Origin of the sequence: Pseudomonas sp. NBRC 111127, assembly GCF_001320345.1 — a bacterium.
Classification (GTDB): domain Bacteria; phylum Pseudomonadota; class Gammaproteobacteria; order Pseudomonadales; family Pseudomonadaceae; genus Aquipseudomonas; species Aquipseudomonas juntendi.
This window is the reverse complement of record NZ_BCBD01000036.1, coordinates 12,855-33,772: the sequence shown is the minus strand read 5'-3', so window position 1 is coordinate 33,772 and position 20,918 is coordinate 12,855. Positions and strand designations below refer to the sequence as shown.

At 63.5% G+C, this 20,918-nt stretch carries 21 protein-coding genes; 13 read left to right on the top strand and 8 right to left on the bottom strand.

Annotation, left to right across the window (positions count from 1 at the left end; genetic code table 11):
* Both APH30_RS09390 and APH30_RS09385 read left to right on the top strand, forming a co-directional pair.
* Window positions 1–906, top strand: coding sequence for a LysR family transcriptional regulator (locus tag APH30_RS09390; RefSeq protein ID WP_054912340.1), 906 nt, complete (start codon window positions 1–3; stop codon window positions 904–906).
* Window positions 907–1,009: 103 nt separating this feature from the next.
* Window positions 1,010–1,444: a cupin domain-containing protein gene (locus APH30_RS09385; protein ID WP_054912339.1), complete on the top strand. Its 435-nt coding sequence runs from the start codon at window positions 1,010–1,012 to the stop codon at window positions 1,442–1,444.
* Window positions 1,445–1,479: 35 nt separating this feature from the next.
* Here the strand turns inward: APH30_RS09385 and pcaG are convergent, their stop codons facing one another.
* Together pcaG and pcaH are read right to left on the bottom strand one after the other, a co-directional pair.
* Entirely contained in the window at window positions 1,480–2,085 is a 606-nt protein-coding gene (gene pcaG / locus APH30_RS09380; protein WP_009682256.1) for a protocatechuate 3,4-dioxygenase subunit alpha, read from the bottom strand.
* Window positions 2,086–2,095: 10 nt separating this feature from the next.
* Entirely contained in the window at window positions 2,096–2,815 is a 720-nt protein-coding gene (pcaH, locus tag APH30_RS09375; RefSeq protein ID WP_009682255.1) for a protocatechuate 3,4-dioxygenase subunit beta, read from the bottom strand.
* Window positions 2,816–3,040: 225 nt separating this feature from the next.
* Here pcaH and APH30_RS09370 point away from each other — a divergent pair, with 225 nt between their 5' ends.
* Both APH30_RS09370 and APH30_RS09365 read left to right on the top strand, forming a co-directional pair.
* Window positions 3,041–3,934 carry a neutral zinc metallopeptidase gene (locus APH30_RS09370; protein ID WP_009682254.1) on the top strand — a complete coding sequence of 298 codons (894 nt, stop codon included), beginning with the start codon at window positions 3,041–3,043 and terminating at the stop codon, window positions 3,932–3,934.
* 244 nt (window positions 3,935–4,178) lie between these two features.
* Window positions 4,179–6,098 (top strand): methyl-accepting chemotaxis protein, encoded by a 1,920-nt coding sequence (locus APH30_RS09365; RefSeq protein WP_054912338.1) that lies wholly within the window; start codon window positions 4,179–4,181, stop codon window positions 6,096–6,098.
* Window positions 6,099–6,230: 132 nt separating this feature from the next.
* On the opposite strand, the gene ggt is transcribed toward APH30_RS09365, so the two are convergent.
* From ggt to APH30_RS09350, 3 genes are all read right to left on the bottom strand, one after another.
* Window positions 6,231–7,898 carry a gamma-glutamyltransferase gene (gene ggt, locus APH30_RS09360; RefSeq protein ID WP_054912337.1) on the bottom strand — a complete coding sequence of 556 codons (1,668 nt, stop codon included), beginning with the start codon at window positions 7,896–7,898 and terminating at the stop codon, window positions 6,231–6,233.
* A gap of 117 nt (window positions 7,899–8,015) precedes the next feature.
* The gene (locus APH30_RS09355) at window positions 8,016–8,912 is read right to left on the bottom strand and encodes a LysR family transcriptional regulator (protein ID WP_054912336.1); all 897 of its coding nucleotides are present in this window, start codon (window positions 8,910–8,912) and stop codon (window positions 8,016–8,018) included.
* 122 nt (window positions 8,913–9,034) lie between these two features.
* On the bottom strand, window positions 9,035–9,625 hold the full coding sequence (locus APH30_RS09350; protein ID WP_054912335.1) for an NAD(P)H-dependent oxidoreductase: 591 nt from the start codon (window positions 9,623–9,625) through the stop codon (window positions 9,035–9,037).
* A 162-nt stretch (window positions 9,626–9,787) separates the two neighbouring features.
* On the opposite strand from APH30_RS09350, the gene APH30_RS09345 reads away from it, so the two are divergent.
* A complete protein-coding gene (locus APH30_RS09345; protein ID WP_054912334.1) occupies window positions 9,788–10,102 on the top strand; it encodes a putative quinol monooxygenase in 315 nt (104 codons plus the stop codon).
* On the opposite strand, the gene APH30_RS09340 is transcribed toward APH30_RS09345, so the two are convergent.
* The gene (locus tag APH30_RS09340; protein ID WP_054912333.1) at window positions 10,092–10,856 is read right to left on the bottom strand and encodes a sulfite exporter TauE/SafE family protein; all 765 of its coding nucleotides are present in this window, start codon (window positions 10,854–10,856) and stop codon (window positions 10,092–10,094) included. The genes APH30_RS09345 and APH30_RS09340 overlap by 11 nt on opposite strands.
* 77 nt (window positions 10,857–10,933) lie before the next feature.
* Here APH30_RS09340 and APH30_RS09335 point away from each other — a divergent pair, with 77 nt between their 5' ends.
* The 8 genes from APH30_RS09335 to APH30_RS09300 all read left to right on the top strand — a co-directional run bounded on the left by APH30_RS09335 (window position 10,934) and on the right by APH30_RS09300 (window position 18,249).
* Entirely contained in the window at window positions 10,934–11,836 is a 903-nt protein-coding gene (locus APH30_RS09335) for a LysR substrate-binding domain-containing protein (protein ID WP_054912332.1), read from the top strand.
* Between the two features lie 148 nt (window positions 11,837–11,984).
* Window positions 11,985–12,590, top strand: a complete 606-nt coding sequence (locus APH30_RS09330) for a CDP-alcohol phosphatidyltransferase family protein (protein WP_054912331.1) — start codon at window positions 11,985–11,987, stop codon at window positions 12,588–12,590.
* A gap of 30 nt (window positions 12,591–12,620) precedes the next feature.
* On the top strand, window positions 12,621–14,375 hold the full coding sequence (locus APH30_RS09325) for a bifunctional alpha/beta hydrolase/class I SAM-dependent methyltransferase (RefSeq protein WP_054912330.1): 1,755 nt from the start codon (window positions 12,621–12,623) through the stop codon (window positions 14,373–14,375).
* On the top strand, window positions 14,376–15,812 hold the full coding sequence (locus APH30_RS09320) for a phosphatase PAP2/dual specificity phosphatase family protein (RefSeq protein ID WP_054912329.1): 1,437 nt from the start codon (window positions 14,376–14,378) through the stop codon (window positions 15,810–15,812). It abuts the gene before it with no gap.
* Complete coding sequence (locus APH30_RS09315) at window positions 15,809–16,240, top strand: hypothetical protein (protein ID WP_054912328.1); 432 nt, start codon at window positions 15,809–15,811, stop codon at window positions 16,238–16,240. The genes APH30_RS09320 and APH30_RS09315 overlap by 4 nt, the downstream gene beginning before the upstream one ends.
* Before the next feature lie 10 nt (window positions 16,241–16,250).
* Window positions 16,251–16,874, top strand: coding sequence for a lysophospholipid acyltransferase family protein (locus APH30_RS09310; protein WP_009683877.1), 624 nt, complete (start codon window positions 16,251–16,253; stop codon window positions 16,872–16,874).
* A 1-nt stretch (window position 16,875) separates the two neighbouring features.
* Window positions 16,876–17,808 (top strand): phosphatidate cytidylyltransferase, encoded by a 933-nt coding sequence (locus APH30_RS09305; RefSeq protein ID WP_009683878.1) that lies wholly within the window; start codon window positions 16,876–16,878, stop codon window positions 17,806–17,808.
* Window positions 17,809–17,904: 96 nt separating this feature from the next.
* Window positions 17,905–18,249, top strand: coding sequence for a cupin domain-containing protein (locus APH30_RS09300; RefSeq protein WP_003258412.1), 345 nt, complete (start codon window positions 17,905–17,907; stop codon window positions 18,247–18,249).
* A 151-nt stretch (window positions 18,250–18,400) separates the two neighbouring features.
* On the opposite strand, the gene mmsB is transcribed toward APH30_RS09300, so the two are convergent.
* Window positions 18,401–19,288: a 3-hydroxyisobutyrate dehydrogenase gene (gene mmsB, locus APH30_RS09295; protein WP_054912327.1), complete on the bottom strand. Its 888-nt coding sequence runs from the start codon at window positions 19,286–19,288 to the stop codon at window positions 18,401–18,403.
* Window positions 19,289–19,297: 9 nt separating this feature from the next.
* Window positions 19,298–20,824, bottom strand: coding sequence for a CoA-acylating methylmalonate-semialdehyde dehydrogenase (locus APH30_RS09290; RefSeq protein ID WP_054912326.1), 1,527 nt, complete (start codon window positions 20,822–20,824; stop codon window positions 19,298–19,300).
* Window positions 20,825–20,918: the final 94 nt, after the last annotated feature.

Below are 20,918 nucleotides of genomic sequence, written 5' to 3'. Positions count from 1 at the left end.
ATGGACCAGTTCAGTGCCATGCAGTCTTTCCGCCGGGTGGTCGATCTCGGCAGTTTCAGCGCCGCTGCCAGTCAGGCGGGGGTCTCGCATACCGTCCTGTCACGCCAGGTAAAGCAGCTTGAACGCCACCTCGGCGCGCAATTGCTCACCCGAACCACGCGCCGCTTGCACCTCACCGAAGCCGGCGCATTGTTCTATCGCCATTGCGTGCAGATTCTCGAACAGATGCAGGCGATGAGCCTGGAATTGTCGGAGCATCAGCAACAGCCCACTGGCACCTTGCGCCTGGGCGTGGCCACAGCCTTTGGTGAACTGGAGCTGGGTCGCTGGCTACCGGATTTCGTCGAGCGCCATCCCCTGTTGCAGATCGAGCTGCACTGCAGCGACCGCTTCGTCGACCTTCTCGAGGCGGAAATTGATGTCTGCTTGCGAGTCACCGACCAGTTACCGAACTCCAGCCTGGTGGCGCGCCGGCTGACGGGCAGCGAGGTGTTGCTGGTAGCAGCCCCGGGTTATCTGCAGCGACACGGCACACCGGCTACGCCCGACGAACTCACTGGCCACCCCCTGCTCGGCTATAGCCAGCTACCGCACCCACAGCGCCTGCAACTGACCAACAACCAAGGCGAACAGCGCGACATACTCATGCCCCGACGCCTGAGTGCGAATTCGCCGATGGCCCTGCGCGCTGCCGCCATAGGCGCCCTCGGCATCGCCAGCTTCGACCGCTTCATCGTCCACGATGCCCTGCTGAACGGGCGGCTGGTACCGGTGCTGGAAGGCTGGAAACTGCCAGCACGCACGCTTTACGCGGTTTATCCACAGAGCCGCTACCTGCCGCCCAAGGTGCGAGCATTGCTGGATTACGTGCAGGGGTACTATTCACAAGCGAGGTGGGAATACTGATTTGTGCGTGATTGACACAAGTCATGGCTGGTTCTGCCCGTATTTGTGCCCTGAACGGTGAGTTAGCCTTTTGTTGATCATCACTCAACAAAGGTACTCCATCATGAAAGCAGTGCAGGCATTCATCGCAGCGTTGGCACTCGGCACCTTGGCAGTTGGCGCCAACGCGGCACAACCACTCGTTTCAGTCACCGACCACACGGCCTTGAACTGGCAGGACGTGCCCAATACCAATGGCGCTGTCAGCTTCGCCAACGTTGAAGGCGATATCTTCGGCAAGGGGCCCTACTCGGCCTATGTGAAATTCAGCAAAGGCACCGACAACGGCCTGCACCAGCACAGCCAGGCACTGCCGACGGTCGTGCTGAAGGGGACCTTCTATGCGGTGATCGACGGCAAGCGCATCGAGTATCCGGCAGGCGCCTATTACAATCTGCCGGCCGGGTTGATACATGAAAGTGGCTGCACGGCGGCTGCCGATTGCCTGCTGTTTCAACATCAGGCCGGTGCGTTCGACCTCAAACCCGTTGCAGGCTGAGGCATCGGGGCCGCTTGGCGGCCCCGACGTCTACATCAGAAGTCGAAGAACACCGTCTCGCCTTCCCCCTGAATACGGATATCAAAGCGATACGCCGTTTTCCCGTCCACTTCACAACGCTTGGCAATCAGCGTCTCGCGGCGCTGCGGCTGCTCGATCAGGTTGAGCACCGGGCACTTGGCATTGAGCGGCGCTTCATCATCGAAATACAGGCGCGTGTGCAGGTGGATGTTGATGCCACGGGCAAACAGGCTGATGTTGATGTGCGGCGCCATCGGTACGCCAGCGGCATTGTTCACCACGCCGGGCTTGACCGTGTACAGCGTCCACTCACCGGCGTCGAAGGTGGTGGCGGTGCGGCCGAAGCTGTTGAACGCGTTTTCCAGGTTGTAGGCATCCTGGTACTCGCCGTTGGCATCGGCTTGCCACACTTCCAGGAACGAGTCGCGCACCAGGTGGCCGTTGCCGTCGTAGACATGGCCGATCAGCTGAATGTGCTCACCCGGGGCGTCGGGCTTGGCCAGGCGGTTCCAGATTTCCTGGTCACGGGTAGGGTTGCCGGCCGCTTCCAGGGCCAGGCCGATGTGCACGTAGGGGCCGGCAGTCTGCGAAGGGGTTTCCGGCAGCAGTTCGATTGGCATGGCGGGGTCCTCAGCAGTTTTCGAAGTGGGTCTTGCGCTGGCCGCGCAGCACGATGTCGAAGCGGTAGGCCAGGCAGTCCATCGGGTTGGCGTTGCTCATGTCGAGCTTGGCAATCAACTGCTGCACAGCTTGCGGGTTGGCGATCGACTTGACGATCGGGCACATCGGGATCAGCGGGTCGCCTTCGAAGTACAGCTGGGTGATCAGCTTGGTGGCGATCGACGGGCCGCTGATGGCGAAGTGGATGTGCGCCGGGCGCCAGTCGTTCGGGCCGTTGCGCCACGGGTACGGGCCCGGCTTGATGGTGCGGAAGCTGTAGTAGCCGTCACGGTCGGTCAGGCAGCGGCCGACACCGCCGAAGTTGGGGTCCAGCGGTGCCAGGTAGCGGTCGTTCTTGTGGCGGTAGCGGCCACCGGCGTTGGCTTGCCACATTTCCACCAGGGTATTGGGCACAGGCTTGCCGTACTGGTCCACAACGCGGCCGGCAACGATGATGCGCTCACCGATCGGCAGGCCACCGTTGTTGAAATTCAGCAGCAGGTCATGGTCATGGGCACCGAAGCCCAGGTGGGAAAAATCCGGGCCGGTGGTTTCGCTGATCGACTGCGGAATGCTGACCAGCGCCTGGCGCGGCGAGCGGGCAACGGAGGTCTTGTAGTCGGGGGTGAGGGCTTTGGGGTGCCAGTTGCGATCACGGATCACGAAGCGGCTGTTGTCCTGGGCGGGCATGCCGGTTTCCTCTCTTGGAATTATGGAGATGCACAGGCGGGCTTATTGAACCCTTCGCGGGCAAGCCCGCTCCTACATACAGTTTCCGGCATGTCGCGCGCGGTGAATATTGAAATGAGGCACCTCAAACATATCCATTTGGTTATGCATGACCACCTGGACCTGACACCCGCTGCTGTCGTGAACTAATCTTTCACTTCTTGTTTCACGCTCGGGAGAGCACTCATGGAATGGCGAAAAGGCCGACGCAGCGACAACGTAGTCGATGCCCGGGGCGAAGGTGGCGGTGGGGGCGGCATGCGCTTTGGCGGCGGCAAGGGCCTGGGCCTGGGGGCGATCCTGCTGATCGTCGGCATCGGCTGGTTGACCGGGCAGGACCCGCTGCAGATCCTCGGCCAGTTGGCCGGCCAGGTGGAGCAGCAGCAGACCCAGACCGCGCCAAGCGGTGCTGGCGCCAAGGCGCCGCCGGCCAACGATGAACAGGCCCAGTTCGTGGCCTCGATCCTGGGCGATACCGAGGACACCTGGAAGGCATTGTTCGCCGAAGCAGGCAAACAGTACCGCGACCCCAAGCTGGTGCTGTTCAGTGGCCAGGTCAATTCGGCCTGCGGCGCTGCCTCTGCGGCGGTGGGGCCGTTCTATTGCCCGGCCGACCAGCGCGTGTACCTGGACATGTCGTTCTTCCGCGAAATGGAAACCCGTTTCGCCGCGGCCGGCGACTTTGCCCAGGCCTACGTCATCGCCCACGAAATTGGCCACCACGTACAGACCTTGCTGGGGGTTTCGGCCAAGGTCGACGCCGCCCGCCGCAGTGGCCAGCGCATGGAGGGCGACAATGGGTTGCTGGTACGCCAGGAACTGCAGGCGGACTGCCTGGCGGGTGTCTGGGCCTACCAGGCACAGAAGCGCCTGAACTGGCTGGAGCCGGGCGATGTAGAGGAGGCGCTGAACGCTGCCAACGCCATTGGCGATGACCGCCTGCAACAGCAAGGGCGCGGCCGTGTAGTGCCGGACTCGTTTACCCATGGCACCTCGGCCCAGCGCGTGCGCTGGTTCAAGACCGGGTTTGCCGAAGGTGAAGTGGACCGCTGCGATACCTTCAGTGCCCGTAGCCTCTGACACCTCGCCAACAGGCTGCTGCGTCACCGCTGGAACCCTGGGGCCGCTTCGCGGCCCTTTCCCACCGGTCCGGCGCACCGGCAAGGCCGCGCCTACAAAAACCCGCACGCTTTTTTTTGCTGAAAAAGCGTTTCAGCTTCCCGCAGCATTGCCGATAACCCCTGCATGAATCAGCGGGCATCCAGAACAATAACGCCTGGCGATCGAACATCAAAAGAGCGAAAACTATTTCTGGAGTGCGTGCATGAACAGCTGGTTTGCCAACATCAGCGTCAACCTCAAACTCGGCCTGGGCTTCGGCCTGGTGCTTGTCCTCACCGGCCTGCTGGCCCTGACTGGCTGGACCAGCCTGGGCAGCCTGATCGACCGTAGCAACTGGATGAGCGACATCGGCCAGTTGAACAAAGACCTGACCGACCTGCGCGTGGCCCGCCTGCAGTACATGATCGCCAATGGCGACGATGCCGCGGCCGCCAACACCCAGGCCAAGCTGAACGCCTTCAGCAAGCAGCAGGCCTACCTGGCCAGTACCTTCAAAAGCCCCGAGAACGTCAAGCTGCTGGGGGAGCTGGGGGAAACCATCAGCGCCTACAAGCTGTCGCTGAACAAGATGCGCCAAGGCTACGACGCCACGCGCGCAGCGCGTAGCACCATGGACAGCTCGGCCGCCGGCGCCGACCAGGCCATGGACCTGCTCAGCCAGGAAGTCATGGCCCGCCCGGAAGCCGACAGCGTGCGCCTGGCCCAGTACCAACTGATCAGCCAGGCGCGCCAGCAGTTGCTGCAGGTGCGCATCGACGTGCGCGGCTACATTGCCGACAACAGTGCCAGCAACGAGCAGGCCGCCCTGCGCCAGCTGGATGCGGCACTGGCCAATGTCGACAACCTCAAAGGCCAGATGCCGGGTGAAAGCACACGCCTGCAGCAACTGGAAAGCGCGGTACGGGCCTACCGTGATGCCGTACGCCAGTTCCGCGATGCGGTCGCCAGCATCACCACCGCGCGTGCGGAAATGACCGTACAGGGTGCCGATATCGTCAAGCGCAGCGATGCGCTGTACCAGATCCAGCTGCAGCGTCGCGATGTCGAAAGCAGCCAGGCCCGCAGCCTCCAGGCCATCGCCACGCTGCTGGCGTTGCTGGTCGGCGTGCTGGGCGCGGTGGTGATCACCCGGCAGATCACCCGCCCGTTGCGCGAAACGCTGCTGGCGGTGGAAAAGATCGCCAGTGGCGACCTGACCCAGCAACTGCGCGTCACCCGCCGCGACGAATTGGGCGTGCTGCAGCAAGGCATCGCGCGCATGGGCACCACCTTGCGCGAGCTGATCAGCGGCATCCGCGACGGCGTGACCCAGATCGCCAGCGCTGCCGAAGAACTGTCGGCAGTGACCGAACAGACCAGTGCCGGGGCCAATAGCCAGAAGGTCGAAACCGACCAGGTGGCCACCGCCATGCACGAAATGGCCGCCACCGTGCAAGAAGTGGCGCGCAATGCCGAACAGGCTTCGCACGCCGCCACCGGTGCCGACGAACAGGCCCGCGCCGGCGACCATGTGGTCGGTGAAGCGATCGGCCAGATCGAGCGCCTGGCCCAGGACATGCATCGCTCCACTGAAGCCATGAGCCTGCTGCAACAGGAAAGCCAGAAAATCGGCAGCGTGATGGACGTGATCAAGTCGGTGGCAGAACAGACCAACCTGCTGGCGCTGAACGCGGCGATCGAGGCGGCGCGGGCGGGTGAAGCCGGGCGCGGCTTCGCCGTGGTGGCCGATGAAGTACGCGGCCTGGCGCAGCGTACGCAAAAGTCCACCGAAGAAATCGAAGAGCTGATTGCTGGCCTGCAGCAGGGTACCCAGCAAGTGGCCAGCGCCATGCAAGGCAGCCGCACCCTGACCGACAGCAGCGTGGAACTGGCGCGCAAGGCCGGGGCCTCGCTGGAGAGCATTACCAGCACGGTGTCGGGCATTCAGTCGATGAACCAGCAGATTGCCGCGGCCGCAGAGCAGCAGAGTGCGGTGGCCGAGGAGATCAGCCGCAGCATCCTCAATGTGCGCGATGTGTCTGAGCAGACGGCGGCGGCCAGCAATGAAACGGCAGCGTCCAGCGTCGAACTGGCGCGCCTGGGTGGGCAGTTGCAGACGCTGGTCAGCCAGTTCCGCGTCTGACTGCAAGCCCGGGGGCCGCTGAGCGGCCCAGCGCCGGCAAGCCAGGCTGCCACAGCAACGGTGCAGGATCAGAAACAGCGCCGTACCTGTGGGAGCTGACTTGCCGGCGATCAGGCCAGCACAGGCGGCAGCTTATTTGACGATCATGCCCACCCCACGCCCCCGCGGATCAGAGGCCGTCTCCAGCTTTGCCCCTTCCACCCGGATCGCCTGGATATCACCCATCTCCCAGCCCTGGTCTTCCAGCACATACCCCATCTTCTTCAGGCCGTCAGCCACAGGCCCGGTCAACGGTGCATAGCTGTCGAAGTAGATGGTGTCCTTGGGCAGCAACTGATGGTGCACACGCTGCGCCGCCACCGCTTTGTCCAATGGCATGCCGTAGTCATACAGGTTGTTCATCACCTGGAAGATCGAGGTAAAGATCCGCGAACCACCCGGGGTGCCGATCACCAGCTCGACCTTGCCGTCACGGGTCATCAGGCTGGGGCTCATCGACGACAGCATGCGCTTGCCCGGCTCGATCGCGTTGGCATCACCGCCGACTACGCCAAAGGCATTGGCCGCCCCCGGCTTGGCGCTGAAATCGTCCATCTCGTCGTTCAGCAGGAAACCCGCCCCTTTCACCACCACGCCACTGCCGTAGTCGAGGTTGAGGGTGTAGGTGTTGCTGACCGCGTTGCCGTGCTTGTCGACGATGGAAAAGTGCGTGGTCTGGTGCGGTTCCAGCCCGGGCTTGACCTTGTCAGTGTCGGAAATGGCTTTCGGGTTGACCTGCGCAGCGCGCTTGGCCAGGTAGTCCTTGGCCACCAGTTTATCCACCGGCACTTGGGTAAAGGCCGGGTCACCGAGATAGTCGGCGCGGTCGGCGAACACGCGTTTCTCGATCTCGGCCAGCAGGTGGATGTACTGCGCCGAGTTGTGCGCCACCCCTTTGAAGTCCGCCGCGCGGTCTTCCTTGATGCCCAGCAGCTGAGCCAGGGCTACACCGCCGGAGCTGGGTGGTGGCGCGGTATACACCACGTTGCCACGCCAGCTGACGGCCATCGGTTCACGCCATACGGCCTTGTAATCCTGCAGGTCTTGTTTGGTGATCAGGCCCTTGTCGGCCTGCATCTGCGCCACCAGCAAATCGGCAGTCTTGCCCTGGTAGAACTCGCTGACGCCTTTGTCGGCGATACGCTCCAGGGTCTGGGCCAGTTCGGGCTGCCTGAACAGCTCGCCAACCTTCATGTTGCCGAAGTAATCGTTGAAGTTGGTCGCAGTCTTGAACATGCCCTGTGCATCGTTGCGGTACTGGTACTGCTTTTCCGCGACCTTGAAGCCATTTTTCGCATAGCCGATGGCCGGGGTCAGCAGCTCGCTCCAGGGCAGCTTGCCAAACTTGCGATGCGCCTCCCACAAGCCCATTACCGTGCCGGGTACGCCAGCGGCGCGCACCCCGACCAGGCTGAGGTTCTCGATGACCTCACCCTTGTCGTCCAGGTACATGTTGCGCGTGGCGGCCTTGGGCGCCACTTCGCGGTAGTCGAGGAAATACGGCTTGCCGTCGACGAACAGGGTCATGAAACCGCCGCCGCCGATATTGCCGGCCTCGGGGTAGGTCACCGCCAGGGTGAAGGCCGTGGCCACGGCGGCATCGACTGCGTTGCCGCCCTTTTTCAGGATATCGGCGGCGACCTGTGCACCATATTGATCGGGGGCAGCCACTGCACCGCCTTCCAGATCCGCAGCGTAAACCGAGGAACAGCTCAGGATCGCGGCTGCGAGAGCCAGGTACTGGAACGGGACAATACGCATGACACTTCCTTGGTGTTGTTTTTGTCGAGCAGTCAGTAAGGCCGATGCGCCTGGATTGTGCAATCAACCGCAGGGCGTTTCGCCGCCCGTGGGCAGGCTTTGTCGCGTTCAGGCAAATCAGCAGGCGTACATGGCCAGCTTGCGCTGGATGAAATCCAGAAAGCACTGAATACGCAGGGCCAGCTGCGTGTTGCGGTAGTACACCGCGTGAATCGGTTGCCGGTAACCGTTGTTGGCTTCACCCAACAGCACCTGCAAGCGCCCGCTGCGGATGTCTTCGTGGGTCATGAAATGCGACAGGCTGACGATGCCCTCCCCGGCCAGCGCCAGCTGGCGCAGGGTCTCGCCGCTGGAAGCGAGCAACGCGGGGCGGATGCCGAAGCGGTCACCCTGGGCATGGCGCAGCGGCCATTGGTTGAGTGACTCGGGTTGGCTGAAGCCAAGCAGGCAGTGGTTGGCCAGGTCCTCTACACGCTGGGGCGTCCCATGCTGCGCCAGGTAGGCGGGGCTTGCCAGCACCTGCACCGGGCTGCAGCCGAGGCTGCGTGCATGCAGGCTGGAGTCGGCCAGTTCGCCGATGCGAATCGCCACATCGGTGCTGTGCTCCAGCAGGTCGATGATCAGGTCGTCGGTGTTCAGCTCCAGCTCTATGCCCGGGTACTGGCGGCGGAACTCGCCGATCCACGGCACGATGGCATGCAGCATGAAAGGGGCGGCAGCGTTGATGCGCAAGCGCCCGGTAGGGGTCTGGCGGTTCATCGACAGGCGCTCTTCCATGTCGTCCATCTGCTGCAGGATCAACCGCGCGCGTTCGAGGAAAAAACGCCCTTCTTCGGTGAGGTCCATACGCCGGGTGGTGCGATTGACCAGAGTGGTGCCCAGCTTGCCCTCCAGGCGCGACAACGTGCGGCTGACGGCGGACGGGGTCTGGCCCATCTGCTCGGCAGCGGCGGAGATCGAGCCGCAGTCGATGACGGCGACGAATACCTGGAGTTCTTCGGATCGGGTTTTCACATTCGGGCCTGTGATAGGTCTGTGCAAGGATCAGATAATCGCATGTCCAGGCCAAGTGCGGCTGCTCCCACCTCACCCGTGGGAGCAGGCCAGCCCGCGAAGAGGCCAGTACAGGCAACCCATCACGCTGCCTTGCCGAACACCTTGTCCAGATGGGCTTCATAAGCTGCCAGCGCCGCCGGCACATCCGGGCGCTTCATCACATCCGTTGCCAGGAAAGTCGGCAGGCCGGCCATGCCAAGGAACTGGTTGGCCTTGTGGAACGGGAAGTACACCGCATCCACGCCTTTGCCTTCGAAGAAATCGCTCGGGTCATCGAAGGCCTGCTGCGGCGCGTTCCAGGTCAGCGACAGCATGTACTGCTTGCCGTGCACCAGGCCACCGCTGCCGTACTTCTGCGTGTGATCCGAGCGGGTGCGGCCATCGCTGGCGTAGAGGCTGCCATGGCCTGCGGTGAACACTTCATCGATGTACTTCTTCACCGTCCACGGCGCGCCCATCCACCAGCCCGGCATCTGGTAGATGATCACATCGGCCCAGAGAAACTTCTCGACCTCGGCCTGCACGTCGTAGCCACCGTCGATGAAGGTCTGCTGTACATCGAAACCGGCGCGGTCCAGGTGGGCGATGGCCGCTTCGTGCAAGGTCGTGTTGAGGCGGCCATCAGAGTGAGCGAACTGTTTACCACCATTGAGCAGAAGAATCTTTTTCATGCTGGCCTCCCGGCCGAGTCAAAATTTGATGTCGGCAGGTTAGAGGTTCGCTGGGGCGGGATACAGAAGTCACCGGGAAAAATACAATTGACCAGAAGTCACGAATCAGCATCACATTATTGCCGTAGAATCGGTTCACCACCCCTCACCGAGTAGCGCCTCATGACTGAGCAGATCGCCTTCATTCTCAAAGCCAAGACCCGCCCGGAAATGGCCGATGCGTTCGAAAAACTGTTCCGCCCTTATGTCGAGCCAAGCCGCCAGGAGCCAGGTTGCATCGAGTACCACATGCTGCGCGACCAGCAGGACCCGAGCCTGTTCGTGTTTTTCGAAGTGTGGGCCGACCAGGCCGCGCTGGATGTGCATTCGGCCCTGCCGCACATGGCCGCCTTCTTCGAAAAACGCATGGACTACCTTGAGCGCGATTTCGATATCCAGCAGGTCGAAATGCTCAGCGCATCCAGCGCTAACCGTTGATCAGCAAGTGGCCGCCCAGTGCGGCCAGGCCGATGAAGAAACAACGCTTGAACAGCAACGCGCTGATGCGCTGACGCATCCACTGCCCGGCCAGCATGCCGAGCAAGGCTGGCGCCAGCATCAGCAGTGAAGCACCCAAGGCCTGGCCACCGAGGGCATCCTGCCCGGCCAGGCCAACAGCCAGTGCCAGGGTCGAAACCGTGAACGACAGGCCCAGCGCCTGGATCATCTGCTCGCGGCTCAGGCCCAGGCTCTGCAAGTAGGGCACCGCAGGTATCACGAATACCCCGGTTGCCGCCGTGATTACCCCCGTCACCAGCCCGCACGCAGGCCCCAGCCAACGCTCGTGCGCCGCTGCCAAGCGCAAACCCGGCCCAACCAGCCCGTACACCGCGTACGCCAGCAAGGCCGCACCCAACGCATGCGCGGCCCATGGCCCGCTGTCGATGCCCAGCCAGGCACTGCCCAGCAAGGTGCCAATGAAGATCAGCGCCAGCATCGGGCCCAGCCGCACCAGCAACGCTCGCAGGTGCCCGCCGCTGGCCAACTGCCAAAGGTTGGTAAGGGTCGACGGCACGATCAGCAGTGCTGCAGCCTGCGCCGGAGGCATAGCCAGGCCCAGCAGGCCCATCGCGATGGTGGGCAGCCCCAGGCCGATCACGCCTTTCACTGCGCCGGCCAGCAGGAACGTCAGCACCACCAGCAGCGACAGAGCAGGGCCCATGTTGTGGTAGAAAGAGAGCAAGGTATTCATGGGCCGATAATGGCCCGTGGCGGGCAGGCTGAAAATCTGCCATACCCTTATCCAGACTCTTGCGCAGGCAGAGGCACATGCATTTTGACCTGATCGATCTCAAGCTGTTCCAGCACACCCTGGAGTGCGGCAACATCACCGCCGGTGCCAGCCGCAGCCATCTGTCGCTGCCGGCAGCCAGTGCGCGCATCCGGGCCATGGAAGCGTCGCTGGGCATCCCTTTACTGCAGCGTAACCGCCGCGGTGTTCAGCCGACCCCGGCCGGCCAGGCGCTGTTGCAGCATGCCCGCCTGATTGCCCAGCAGGTCGAACGCCTGCAGTTCGACCTGGGCCAGTATGCGCAGGGGCAGCACGGCCAAGTGCGCCTGCTGTGCAACACCGCAGCACTTACGGAGTACCTGCCCGAACTTGTGGCCGGTTATTTGGCTGAAAACCCCGGCGTCAGCGTGGACATACAGGAACTGCCGAGCCTGCGCATCGTGCAGGCGATTACGCAAGGCATGGCAGACCTTGGCATTGTTTCAACAGCCGCGCCTTTCGGGCACCTGCAAACCCGGCCGTTTCGTGACGACCCACTGGTGCTGGTAACGCCGCCTGGCCATCCGCTGGCCAGCGAGGTTGCCCCCAGCTTCATCGACAGCCTGGCGCATGGTCATGTCGGACTTGGAGCAGGCAGTGCATTGGCGTTGTACCTGGAGGAACAGGCATTGCGGGAAGGGCGGCGCATGCAGGTGAGAGTGCGGGCCGAAGGGTTTGATGGCGTGATCCGCATGGTTGCAGGCGGGGCTGGGGTCGGGGTGGTGCCACTGGCGGCGGTGAAGCGTTGGCAAGGGCTGTTGCCGCTGCACTGGGTAGCCCTGGCGGAACCCTGGGCCAACCGCCGGTTGCTGGTGTGCGCGCGGGACTTTGCGGCGTTGCCAGGGTATGCGTCGGGGTTGGTTGACCGGCTGGTGGGAGCAACTGTCTTGCTCAATTACTAAAAGCTGGCGCGGTCCCTGTAGGAGCGGGCGCGCCCGCGAACACCGGCGCAGCCGGTGCCATGCACTGCGTTGGATTCTTCGCGGGTTTACCCGCGAAGAAGGCTCACACACAATGGCGCCATGACGCCCCACTAAAAAGGACTGTCCAGTGGCCTCGATCTACCAGCTCAAACCACGCTTCCAGGCTTTGTTGCGCCCGGCCGTGCAACGCCTTTACGACCGAGGCGTCACCGCCAATCAGGTCACTGTCACCGCTGCCGTGGTATCGCTCCTGGTGGGCCTGCTGCTGGCCGCCCTGCCGCACATCACCTGGCTGTTCATCCTGGTACCGATCTGGATGCTGCTGCGCATGGCGCTGAATGCCGTCGACGGCATGCTGGCCCGGGAGTTCGGCCAGCAATCAACCCTCGGTGCTTACCTCAACGAACTCTGTGACGTGATTGCCGATGCAGCGCTGTACCTGCCCTTCGCCTTGTTGGCCGGGGTGTCGCCTGCGCTGGTGGTGCTGGTGGTGCTGTGCGCCATCTTCAGCGAGTACGCCGGTGTCATGGGCCCGCTGGCAGGCGCCGCGCGGCGCTACGACGGGCCTATGGGCAAGAGCGACAGGGCCTTCGCCTTCGGCGTGCTGGGCACCGGCGTCGCCTTTGGCCTGCTCGATGGCGCCTGGATCAACGGCCTGTTGCTGGTCATCCTCGCGCTCTCGCTCTATACCCTCTACAACCGGGTTCGCCAGGGCCTGGCCGAAACCCGCTGAGCCTATCGTCGTCGCAAAAGGACGTTGACCATGCGCCAAGCGCAAGCGCTGCACTTCCCCACCCATGACGGTGTCGAGCTGCATTACCGTCATTGGCCTGCCACCCGCAACGAACACCAGCCACGCCGCGCCGTGGTGATGTTCCACCGGGGCCATGAGCACGGCGGGCGCATGGCCCACCTGGCCGATGAGCTGGACATGCCGGGCTACGACTTCTTCGCCTGGGATGCCCGCGGCCACGGCCGCTCGCCAGGCGCGCGTGGCGACAGCCCGGGGTTCGCCACCAGTGTGCGCGACGTGCAAACCTTCATCGAACACATCCAGGCCCACCACGGCATCGCCGAACAGGACCTGGTGGTACTGGCACAAAGCGTCGGCGCCGTGCTGATCGCCACCTGGGCCCACGACTACGCGCCCAAGGTGCGCTGCCTGGTGTTGGCCTCACCAGCGTTCAAGGTCAAGCTGTACGTGCCGTTTGCCCGCCCAGGCCTGAAGCTGCTGAAGGCCTTGCGCGGCAATTTCTTCGTGAATAGCTACGTCAAGCCGCGCCTGCTCACTCACGACCCTGAGCGGGTGATGTCGTACGTGGCCGACCCGCTGATCAGCCGGCCCATTTCGGTAACCATGCTGTTGGGCCTGTACGAGGCCGCCGACCGCGTGGTGGCCGACGCCCAGGCCATCCAGGTGCCGACCCAGTTGCTGGTGTCCGGGGCTGATTTCGTGGTCGAGCGCCAACCGCAAGAACGGTTTTTCGACCGGCTCGGCAGCACACGAAAGGAGATGCACATACTGCCCGGGTTCTTCCACGACACCTTGGGTGAACGTGATCGGGCCCATGCCCTGAGGCGCATCGAACGGTTTGTCGACCATTGCTTCGCCAGCCCCGCCGCGTTGCCCTCACTGCTGGATGCCGACAAGACCGGGGCCAGTTGCGCCGAGGCAGAAAGCCTGGCTGCGCCGCTGCCGCGCAACTCGCCCCGCGACCTTTACTGGCGCGCCACCCGCGCTGGCTTGAGCTTGGGCAAGGGGCTGTCTGCGGGCGTGAAGCTTGGGTTTGACACAGGCTTCGATTCTGGCAGCACCCTCGACTACGTGTACCGCAACCAGCCGACCGGCAAGGGCAAACTGGGGCGCCTGATCGACCAGAACTACCTCGACGCCATCGGCTGGCGTGGCATTCGCCAACGCAAGCTGCACGTCGAGCAATTGCTGCGCCTGGCCATCGCCCGCCTGCGTGAACAGCAACGGCCCGTGCACATTGTCGATATCGCCGCCGGCCATGGCCGCTATATCCTCGAAGCCCTTCAAGGCCTTGAGCAGTTGCCAGATTCGATCCTGCTGCGCGATTACAGCGAACTGAACGTTCAGCAAGGCAGCGCGCTGATCCGCGAGAAGGGCCTGGCCGACATCGCCCGCTTCGTACAGGGCGACGCCTTCGATCGCCAGAGCCTGGCCACACTTGAACAACCCCCAACGCTGGCCGTGGTTTCGGGGCTGTACGAGCTCTTCCCCAGTAACCAACTGGTGGGCAATTCCCTGGCCGGGCTGGCCGACGCCATAGAGGATGGCGGCTACCTGGTCTACACCGGCCAGCCATGGCACCCGCAACTGGAGATGATTGCCCGCGCCCTCACCAGCCACCGCGGTGGCGAGGCTTGGGTAATGCGCCGGCGCAGCCAGGCCGAGATGGACCAGCTGGTTGAGGCCGCGGGCTTCCGCAAGCTGGCCCAGCGCATCGATGAATGGGGCATCTTCAGCGTCAGCCTGGCACAGCGGGTGCGCTGAGTGAGCCCGCCACGCGAGCACGGGCTGATTCGCCGGGGTGTGTTCTGGCTTCTGCTGCTGGGGCCGTTGTTCTTCCTCAGCTATGGGCTGGCGAACAATTACACGGCTGGGCGCAGTGATGTCGGCAGCCTGGTGTTCGGCTGGGAGCACGGCATGCCGCTGTGGCCCTGGACGATCATCCCGTACTGGTCGATCGACCTGCTGTACGGGTTGTCCTTCCTGCTGCCGCGCACACGCCAGGAAATGGACCGCCACGCGCTGGCGTTACTCAGCGCACAGGTGATCAGCGTCTGCTGTTTTCTGCTGTGGCCGCTGCGGTTCACCTTCGAGCGGCCGGGCCTGGACGGGCTGTTCGGCTGGCTGTTCGATGTGTTGATGGGCTTCGACAAGCCATTCAACCAGGCGCCTTCGCTGCACATCGCTTTGCTGGTGATCATCTGGGCGATGTTTGCCCGGCATGTGCAACGCCAGCCCTGGCGTTGGCTGATGCATGGCTGGATGGCGCTGATCGGGGTGTCGGTGCTGACCACCTGGCAGCACCATTTCATCGATGTGCCCACGGGGGCGCTGGCGGGGTTTGCCTGCCTGTGGCTGTGGCCGCAGCAAGGGCGCCTGCCCTTTCAGGCGGCCCGCCTTGCTCAGGATGCCAAGCGCTGGAAGGTTGCCGCTTGTTATGCCTTGGGCGCGCTGCTGTGTGTACTCCCTGCCGCTGCGATGGGCGGGGCTTGGCTGTGGTTGAGTTGGCCAGCGGTGTCGTTGGGGCTGGTGGCGCTGAACTACGCCGTGTTCGGGGCGGGTGGTTTTCAGAAGGGTGATGACGGGCGCTTGTCGCCTGCAAGCCGGTGGCTGCTGGCCCCCTATCTGGCGGGCGCGTGGCTCAATTCGCGGTTGTGGACCCGGCGCCATCCACAGGCCGACGAGGTGTGCGATGGTGTGTACCTGGGGAGAATCCCAGGGCGCGACACGCAGTTCGCTGCAATTGTTGATCTGTGCGCAGAACTGCCGTGTAACGCAAACCATTGTAGGAGCGGCCTTGTGTCGCGAAAGGGGTGCGAAGCGGCCCAGGGTTTTCAGCTTCGCAGCAGAAACTGTCGGGGCTGCTCCGCAGCCCTTTCGCGACGCAAGGCCGCTCCTACGACGATCGCGTCAGCCCTTGACTATCAGTGTTTCGCTACCCTGGATCTGATAGCGCCAGACGTTGCCCTGCTACAGCAGGCCGCCAACGCCATCGAACACCTGCGCGCCCAGGGCCCGGTGCTAGTGTGCTGCGCTTTAGGCTACTCGCGCAGCGCCAGCGCCGTGGCCGCGTGGCTGCTGCTCTCCGGCCGCAGCAGCGACGCCCAACAGGCAGAAGCACTGATTCGCCAAGCACGCCCCGGCATCGTACTGCGCAACGCGCATCACCAGGCTCTTCAGCAACTGGGAGCACAGCCATGAACCTGCGCGTGGCCGCCAGCCTGCTGGGCCGAGGGAAACAGCTGGAGCGCCTGTCCGACGGCCTCACCTTGCTGGCCCTGGCGTATGGCCTTTCACCGCTGCTCAATACCCCACTGCATCCGCTGGCGAGCCTGCTGTGCAGCGTGCTGCTGGTGCTCGGCGTGCTCCACAAATACTGGGCCATCCGCGTGGCTATCGATGCCGAACTGTTTGCCCACCTGGCCAATAGCGCAGACCTGCCGGCTGACACCCAGGCCCTGGACCGCGCCCTGTTCGAACTGAAACTCAAACCACAGGCAACCGACGGCCGCGCCTGGCCTGCCCGCAGCCGGGCCGCACTGGGCCTGTTGCGCCGTCAGGCCGTATGCCTGGGCCTGCAGCTGTCGCTAGCCTTGGCTACCCTGCTGACACTGCCTTTTAAGGGATGACCACCTGCCTATGCTCGCCAACCTGACTGCTTACGTCATCACCTCGGCCGCCCGCCTGATTACCGGTGCCCGCGCCCTCTGGCTGGGTTGCTCGGCGCTGCCGGTGCAGCGCCTGTATTTCGCCAACCACAGCAGCCACGGCGACTTCGTGCTGCTGTGGGCCTCGCTGCCGCAAGGGCTGCGCCAACGCACGCGCCCGGTGGCCGGCGCAGACTACTGGGCCAGGCCGGGCATCCGCGACTTTCTTATCCGCAAGGTCTTCAACGGGGTACTGATCGAGCGCCAGCGCAGCGAAGGGCAAGGCAACCCTTTGCAGCCGGTGCTGGACGCGGTGGCCCAGGGCGACTCGCTGATCTTCTTCCCGGAGGGCACGCGCAACCTTGGCGACGAACCGCTACTGCCCTTCAGAAGCGGGTTGTATCACCTGGCAGCAGCCCACCCGCAGGTCGAACTGGTACCGGTCTGGATCGCCAACCTCAACCGGGTGATGCCCAAAGGGCGCGCCTTGCCATTGCCGTTGCTGTGCACCCTGAGCTTTGGCGAACCGCTGCACCTGCACGCCGATGAAAGCAAGCAGGCGTTTCTCGAGCGGGCCAGCCAGGCCCTGCTGAACCTGGCCCCCAAGGATGCCTGACATGGACAACAACACCCTTTCCCTGTTTGCCGGCATCGGCGCCCTGCTGCTGCTGGCCAGCGTGGTCGGCCGCCTGCTCAAATGGCGCGCCGGCCCGGCGCCGCACGCCGTGATCGACAACCTCAACGCCCGCATCAATGCTTGGTGGGTGATGGTGGTGGTAATCGGCATTGCCTTTGTGTTCGGCAAGTACGGTGTGATCGTGCTGTTCTACGGTGTGTCGTTCTATGCCCTGCGCGAATTCATGACCCTCACCCCTACCCGGCGCAGCGACTACCCGGCACTGGTGGCAGCCTTCTACGTGGCACTCCCGGTGCAGTACGTGCTGATCGCCATGGACTGGTACGGCCTGTTCAGCATCTTCATCCCGGTGTACCTGTTCTTGCTGCTGCCGATCCTCGCCAGCCTGGGCGGTGACACCACACGGTTCCTTGAGCGTGCGTCAAAAGTGCAATGGGGCTTGATGATCGCCGTGTACTGCGTGTCGTCGGTGCCGGCCCTGATGACCCTGGACATCCCCGGCTACGAGGGCCGCAACCTGCTGCTGATCGCCTGGCTGATTCTGGTGGTGCAACTCAGCGACGTGCTGCAGTACGTGTGCGGCAAGCTGTTCGGCAAACACAAGGTGGCGCCCAACCTGTCCCCCTCCAAGACCGTCGAAGGCCTGGCCGGCGGCGTAGCGCTGGCCACCCTGATCGGCGCCCTGCTGTGCTGGATCACGCCCTTCAGCTTCTGGCAGGCAGCACTGATGGCCTTGGCCGTGAACGCCATGGGCTTCTTCGGCGGGCTGGTGATGTCGGCTATAAAACGCGACCGTGGGGTGAAAGACTGGGGGCACATGATCGAAGGCCACGGCGGCATGCTCGACCGCATGGATTCGGTGTGCTTTGCGGCGCCAGTGTTCTTCCACTTTGTGCGGTATTGGTGGGCATAGCGCGACCAGACAGCTGGACGTCGAGCCCAGGCAACTGCGGCTCGGCCGATGGCCCTATGGTGACCAGTCATTCAGCCAGTCACCAGGAGTTGTGCCATGTCCGATTTCATCACCGTCCTGCGCGAAACCTGCCCCACGCCGGTCGTGGACGCCACCAAGTGGAAGCGCATCGGCGGCGATCCGCACACCGTCAACCTCAACGCCTACCTGTCGGCCGACGGCAGCAAGATCATGGGCACCTGGATCTGCACCCCGGGCAAGTTCGAGGTCAATTACGAGAAGTGGGAGTTCTGCCACTTCCTCGATGGCTACTGCATCATCACCCCGGAAGGCGAAGAGCCGAAGCACCTGAAGGCCGGTGATGTGTTCGTCATTGAACCGGGTATGAAAGGCACCTGGGAAGTGGTCGAGACCGTGCGCAAGTATTTCGTCTTCGCCTGATCAGACACTCTACAACTAACTCTGTGGGAGCGGGCGCGCCCGCGAAACAGGCAGCGTGGTGGATGGCACCGGCTTTGCCGGTGTTCGCGGGCATGCCCGCTCCCACAGGGTTATGTGGCCACCTGGCCCGCGATGAAGCCCACCTCTTGCGTCAATCTTTCTTGCGATACCCCTCGACGATAGCCGAGAAGTCCTTGCCACCCTCGCCACGCAAGCTCATGGCCTGATACAACTGCTGGGCCACAGCCCCCAGGACCACCGGCTGGTGTGCCTGGCGCGCCGCTTCGGTCGCCAGCCCCAGATCCTTGAGCATCAGTTCGGCGCCAAAGCCACCGGTATAGCCACGCGATGCTGGCGCGGTTTCGATGATGCCCGGCCACGGGTTGTAGGTGTCCGAACTCCAGCAACGCCCGGTCGAGCTGTTGATGATGCCGGCCAGCACCTTGGTATCGATGCCCAGCGCATTACCCAGCGCCATGGCCTCGGACACGCCGATCATCGAGATACCCAACAGCAGGTTGTTGCAGATCTTGGCGATTTGCCCGGTGCCCACCTCGCCGCAGTGGACGATATTGCGGCCCATCTGCTCCAGCACCGGCTTGAGGCTGGCGAACAACTCGGCGCTGGCACCGACCATGAACGTCAGGGTGCCGGCTGCCGCACCGCCGGTGCCACCGGACACCGGCGCATCGCCCATGTCCACGCCCTTGGCCGCTGCAGCCTTGGACACATCACGCGCGGTCTGCGGATCGATGGTGCTGCAGTCCACGGTAGGTGTACCGGGACGAATACCGGCCAGCACGCCATCTTCGTTCAGGTATACGCTGCGCACATGGGCAGCGGCAGGCAGCATGGTGATCACCAGCTCGCTGTTGGCCGCCGCGTCCTTGGGCGACGGGCTGATCTGCCCTCCCAGTTCGGCCAGCTCGGCGAGTACAGCCTTGTTCAAGTCGAACAGGTTCAACTGGTGCCCGGCCTTGATCAGGTTGCGGGCCATGGGCGCGCCCATGTTGCCCAGGCCAATGAATGCAATACGCATGACGTCTCCTTAGCGCAGGCTGATGGTGGTGTTCACACCGTCGTTGACGCTGCCGTCATCGAACCAGCGGGCAGTGACGGTCTTGGTCTGAGTGTAGAACTGCACCACTTGCTTGCCATATGGGCCGAGGTCGCCGAGCTTGGAGCCACGGGAGCCGGTGAAGCTGAAGAACGGTACCGGTACCGGGATCGGGATGTTGATTCCGACCTGGCCGATATCGATTTCGCTCTGGAACTTGCGCGCTGCAGCGCCGCTTTGGGTGAACAGGCCAGTGCCGTTGCCGAACGGGTTGGCGTTGACCAGGGCGATGGCTTCGTCGAGGGTATCGACCTCCAGGGTCACCAGCACCGGGCCGAAGATTTCCTGGGTGTAGACCTGCATGTCAGTCTTCACACCCGAGAACAGGGTTGGGCCAACGAAGTTGCCGTGCTCGTAACCCGGCACCGTGACGTCGCGGCCATCGAGTTCCAGCTTGGCGCCTTCCTTGATGCCGCTTTCGATCAGGCCCAGCACACGCTCCTTGGCGCGTTTGGAAACCACCGGGCCGACATCGGTGCCTGGCTCACACCCGGCATTGACCTTGAGCTTGCTGGCTGCTTCCTTGATGTCCGGCAGCCACTCACGGGCCTTGCCCACCAGCACCGCCACCGAGGTGGCCATGCAGCGCTGGCCCGCCGCGCCGAAGGCGGCACCGACCAGGGCATTGATGGTTTGCGTACGGTTGGCATCGGGCAGCACCACGGCGTGGTTCTTGGCGCCCATCATCGACTGCACGCGCTTGCCGTGCTGGCTGCCCAGGTTGTACACGTGGGTACCGACTTCGGTAGAGCCGACGAAGGAAATCGCCTTGATGTCCTGGTGAGTGCAAATGGCATCCACCACCTGCTTGCCACCGTGCACCACATTCAGCACCCCGGCCGGTACGCCGGCTTCCAGCGCCAGCTCGACCAGCAGCATGGTCGACAGCGGGTCCTGCTCGGACGGTTTGAGCACAAAGGTGTTGCCGCAGACGATGGCCATGGGGAACATCCACAGCGGGATCATCGCCGGGAAATTGAACGGCGTGATGCCAGCGCATACACCGATAGGCTGGCGCAGGGTGTAGGTATCGACACCGCCGGCGACGTTTTCGGCGAATTCACCCATCTGCAAGGTGCCGATGGAAGCAGCGTGTTCCACCACTTCCAGGCCGCGGAAAATATCACCCTCGGCGTCAGCCAGGGTTTTGCCCTGCTCGGCGCTGAGCACCTGGGCAATGCGCTTGGTGTGTTCGCGAATAAGCGCCTGCAGCTTGAGCATGATGCGCATGCGCGCGCCAATCGGGGTGTCTCGCCAGGTCTTGAAGGCACGGTGGGCAGCGGCTACGGCTGCATCGACTTCTTCTACCGTCGCGAACGGTACGCGCGCCAGCACCTCTTGGGTGGCCGGGTTGACGATGTCGCGCCATTCGGTGGTCTTGGACTCGACCCACTGGCCGTCGATCAGCAGCTTCACCTGGTCGACCTTGGTCGGGTTCGGGGATTGCGGTGCGTTCATCTGCGTTCTCCTTGGAATTATTGTCGGGACGAGATCGCCAGCGCCAAGCAAACGCGAGGTGGCGTCCTGAGGCTTGTTTCGAGTATAGATGTGC